This window comes from Enterococcus sp. FR204, assembly GCF_031143325.1.
GTDB classification, from domain to species: Bacteria; Bacillota; Bacilli; order Lactobacillales; family Enterococcaceae; genus Enterococcus_B; species Enterococcus_B faecium.
In genome coordinates, this window is record NZ_JAKZIW010000083.1 from 1 (window position 1) to 3,727 (window position 3,727).

4 protein-coding genes are annotated in these 3,727 nt (G+C 38.2%); all 4 read right to left on the reverse strand.

What is annotated here, in order from left to right; all coding sequences use genetic code 11:
- Positions 1–70: 70 nt before the first annotated feature.
- The 4 genes from RG571_RS11735 to pepT all read right to left on the reverse strand — a co-directional run bounded on the left by RG571_RS11735 (position 71) and on the right by pepT (position 3,707).
- The gene (locus tag RG571_RS11735; RefSeq protein ID WP_002338770.1) at positions 71–1,117 is read right to left on the reverse strand and encodes a lysylphosphatidylglycerol synthase transmembrane domain-containing protein; all 1,047 of its coding nucleotides are present in this window, start codon (positions 1,115–1,117) and stop codon (positions 71–73) included.
- Between the two features lie 10 nt (positions 1,118–1,127).
- The gene (locus RG571_RS11740; protein WP_002288344.1) at positions 1,128–1,400 is read right to left on the reverse strand and encodes a DUF1294 domain-containing protein; all 273 of its coding nucleotides are present in this window, start codon (positions 1,398–1,400) and stop codon (positions 1,128–1,130) included.
- A 34-nt stretch (positions 1,401–1,434) separates the two neighbouring features.
- Positions 1,435–2,343 carry a diacylglycerol kinase family protein gene (locus RG571_RS11745; RefSeq protein WP_002338771.1) on the reverse strand — a complete coding sequence of 303 codons (909 nt, stop codon included), beginning with the start codon at positions 2,341–2,343 and terminating at the stop codon, positions 1,435–1,437.
- A gap of 131 nt (positions 2,344–2,474) precedes the next feature.
- Positions 2,475–3,707, reverse strand: coding sequence for a peptidase T (pepT, locus tag RG571_RS11750; protein ID WP_002288340.1), 1,233 nt, complete (start codon positions 3,705–3,707; stop codon positions 2,475–2,477).
- Between the last annotated feature and the right edge of the window lie 20 nt (positions 3,708–3,727).

The following is a 3,727-nucleotide window of genomic DNA, read 5'->3' on the forward strand; positions in this document are numbered from 1 at the left end:
CAAACGTAAAATTATCTTATCCATAACGTTTTTCTTTGATTTGATAAAAAGGGTAGATCTTATAAAAGACCTACCCTTGATTTTCTTTATTCTCTTTTTTTACTTCTATTATTTCTTCTTTGATCACTCTTCGCCGTTCAGCAATCACATACACAAATCCATAGAGAAATGGCAAGATAAAGGAACTGAAACGATACAGTAAAAGCGAAGAAACTGCGTCAACTGTTCCAACAACTGGTCTGAATAATAACAAATAGACAAATTCAAAGGAACCAATACCAGCAGGCGTAGGAATAACCCCTGAAAGCACTACTGCAAAGCTGATAAACGAAATGGTCAGTAGAAAATCTATTTTAGGATGGTTTTCAATCAGAATCAAATAGGGAAGTACATACCAAAATACAAGTTTTAACATATTCCATAGATAAATCCGCAATAGCGCAGTCCTGTCTTGGATAATGGTTTGGACCGTTTCCCTTAAAGAGTAGATCTGCTGATTGCATGTATCCACCCATTTTCGCAAACGCTCACTTTTAAATAACTTATTCGATAAGCTGACAAAAAATATTTGAACATTCAAGCTGACGGACATCGCCAATAAAAAGACAACAATCACGATCGTCAAAAGGATACCAGCGATGATAAACCAGATCATTGACGGACCATTAGAATAAAAAAGAGAGAATTGGATGACCAAGCCAGCTAATGCATAAGTGATCACTGCCAGTTTGTACATAATCATATGGAGTGCTGTCACCCCTGCTCCCTGGGATAGCTTCATTCCTTTTTTGTTATAAAAATAAATCTCCGAGATCAGCGTTCCTGTACCAAATGAAACGATTCGGTAAAACGCAATATAGCTAGAGGTCAAGAACCCATCTTTCGTTGTAAAATTCGGCGCGAAAGGTTCAGCAATTTCTTTGATTGAGCGCCCTTCAGCGATTTGGTAAACTGTCCCTAATATAACAGCTGCTGCCAAAACAACAACACTGGTAGACAGCAATTCGGCAAAGATATCTGCAAATGATTGATTGATTAAATAATAAATAATGGCAAAAATCACAATCAGCAAAAGCAGATTCAGAATGATTTTAGTTTTCGTTCCTTTAGACGACATCTCCTGCTCCTTAATGGAAAAAATAAATGAGAATCAAATCAACAAGTACACCTGCAGCGAATCCTATAGTAAACTTCTTTTTCCGCGTTTTATGATGGAAAACTTTTCGAGAGATCAATCCTCCCAAACCACCGCCTAACAGGCTGACAAATATCAAATTATTCTCAGGAACACGCCAGCCGCTAGTTCTAGCCTGATGTTTATCATACCCCATCAGACAAAATAAGTAAAAATTCACAATGAAAAGGTAAAACCACAAAGGATTGTGTAACAATACATCCATTACTCTTCTTCCAACTTTCTGTTAACTACTATTTCTAAGCTTTTTCTTCTTTCTTTGGTGAATAAACTGTTAATCCTTTTGATACAACAGATAATTCAACTGGAAGATCATCTGTCGTGTCTCCATCCGTTCGAGTGCCCACAGATTTTTCCTGCGCTTGGATTTTCATGCGTTTGGCTGTGAAATAAGTAATGCCGGGGATCGTATAGAATTTGCCTCTCATGATTCTAGGCAAATAAAAAATAAATCGGAAAATATCTAAGGAAGGTACGATCGTTACATGGAATTTTCCATCATCTGGGGTCGCTGAGTCGTCAAAATTTGTAAAACCGCCCACGGAGTTAGACATCGTGACTGTCAACAGTTGGGATTTTCCTTTCCAATGCTCCTCGTCTGTTTCTAAATCCAAATGATATTTTTTCTTCTTCAGCAATAACTTAAAAAACTTCTTGATAAAGATCCACGAGCCGTAACGCTGTTTTTCTTCTTGACTGATCCAAACTGCTGTATCTGCTAAGATTCCGATTGTCAGTGTAGAGATAATGACTTCATCATTGACTTGACCATAGTCTATTTTCCGTACATTGCCTTCCAGGATCACGTCAGCAGCTTCTTCTTTTTTGAGTGGAATCTCAAGAACACGTGCAAGGTTGTTGACAGTTCCACCTGGAAGTAATCCGACATGGTATTGAGATAATGTTTTTTGGAACGCTTGGACGATATGATGAATCGTGCCGTCTCCACCTATAATTACTAAAGTATCAGCTTCTATGGCTTCTGCTTTCTTGACTAATTCCGCATCATCAATCGATGGGCCAGTTTCAGCTAGTTCTACATATAATTCTGGCTGCTTTTCTTTTACATAATCTTGAAACCAGCGTGCTAATTTCTCACCCTCATCTTTCCCTGAACTTTTTTTATAAAAAACTAGCAGCTTTTCCATTCTTTACCTCCTATTTACTCTTCAAAAAAGAGGGCGGGACAACCAATTCCATTGTCCTGCCCTTTAGCCTTAGACAGATGACATTCCATCATTGGGACGAACGCCTTGTCATAAGCTGTTCTTTTTCGATTTTAACTCTTTGTGTTCAATTCTGCAATTTTTACAATCACGTCTGTTGCTTTTTCCATTACTTGTAAAGAAACAAATTCGAATCGTCCGTGCATATTTTCTCCTCCGGCAAATAGATTTGGCGTCGGAATACCCATGTAAGAGATTTTTGAACCATCTGTTCCTCCACGAACTGGTTCGATCACTGGAGAGATACCAAGCTCGATCATTGCTTGTTTCGCTAATTCCACGATGCTCATATCTTTTTCAATGATTTCTTTCATGTTGTAATATTGATCATACATATCTACTTTGATTCGTTCTTGATCAAATCGCTGATTCAACTCTTCTTGGATATGTGTGATTTGTGCTTTGCGTGCTTCGAATTTTTCACGATCATGATCGCGAATAATATAACTCATAGAAGCTTCTTCAGGATTCCCATCCAATGCCATCAAATGGAAGAAACCTTCGTATCCTTCCGTTTTTTCTGGAACTTCATCGGCTGGAAGCTGATTATGAAAATCGATTGCTAACTGTAGAGCATTGATCATTGTATCTTTTGCCGTCCCTGGATGTACATTTTTCCCTTGGATCGTAATATTTGCTTGAGCAGCACTAAACGTTTCATACTGCAACTCACCTAAAGGACCACCATCGACTGTATAAGCAAAATCTACATCGAATTGCTCAACATCGAATTTATCCGCTCCGACACCGATTTCTTCATCAGGACCAAAAGCCACTTTGATGGTACCGTGAGGGATAGAAGGATTATTGATCAAGATCTCCATTGCAGTCATGATTTCCGCAATCCCTGATTTGTCATCTGCTCCCAGTAATGTACTGCCATCTGTTGTGATCAATGTGTGGCCTTCATAATTTTTCAAATTTGGAAAATCTTTTGTATTCAATGTATAGCGTTCTTCCGCATCTAGTACGATCGTAGACTCGCCATCATAGTTTTCAATGATTTGTGGATTGACTCCTACTGCATTAAAATCTGCTGTATCCATGTGGGAAATAAATCCAATGGAACGCACTTCATGATCAACATTGCTTGGTAATGTTCCCATAACGAATCCGTTATCTTCATTATAGAAAACATCAGCTAAGCCTAACTCTTCTAATTCTTTTTTCAATTCTTGCGCAAAAGCAACTTGTGTCTGAGTCGATGGAGTCGTTTTGCTTGTTGCATCGGAGCGTGTTTCTGTTTTGACATATCGTAAAAAACGTGGCAAAAGATTTTCGTACATAGTATTCTCTCCTTTTAATT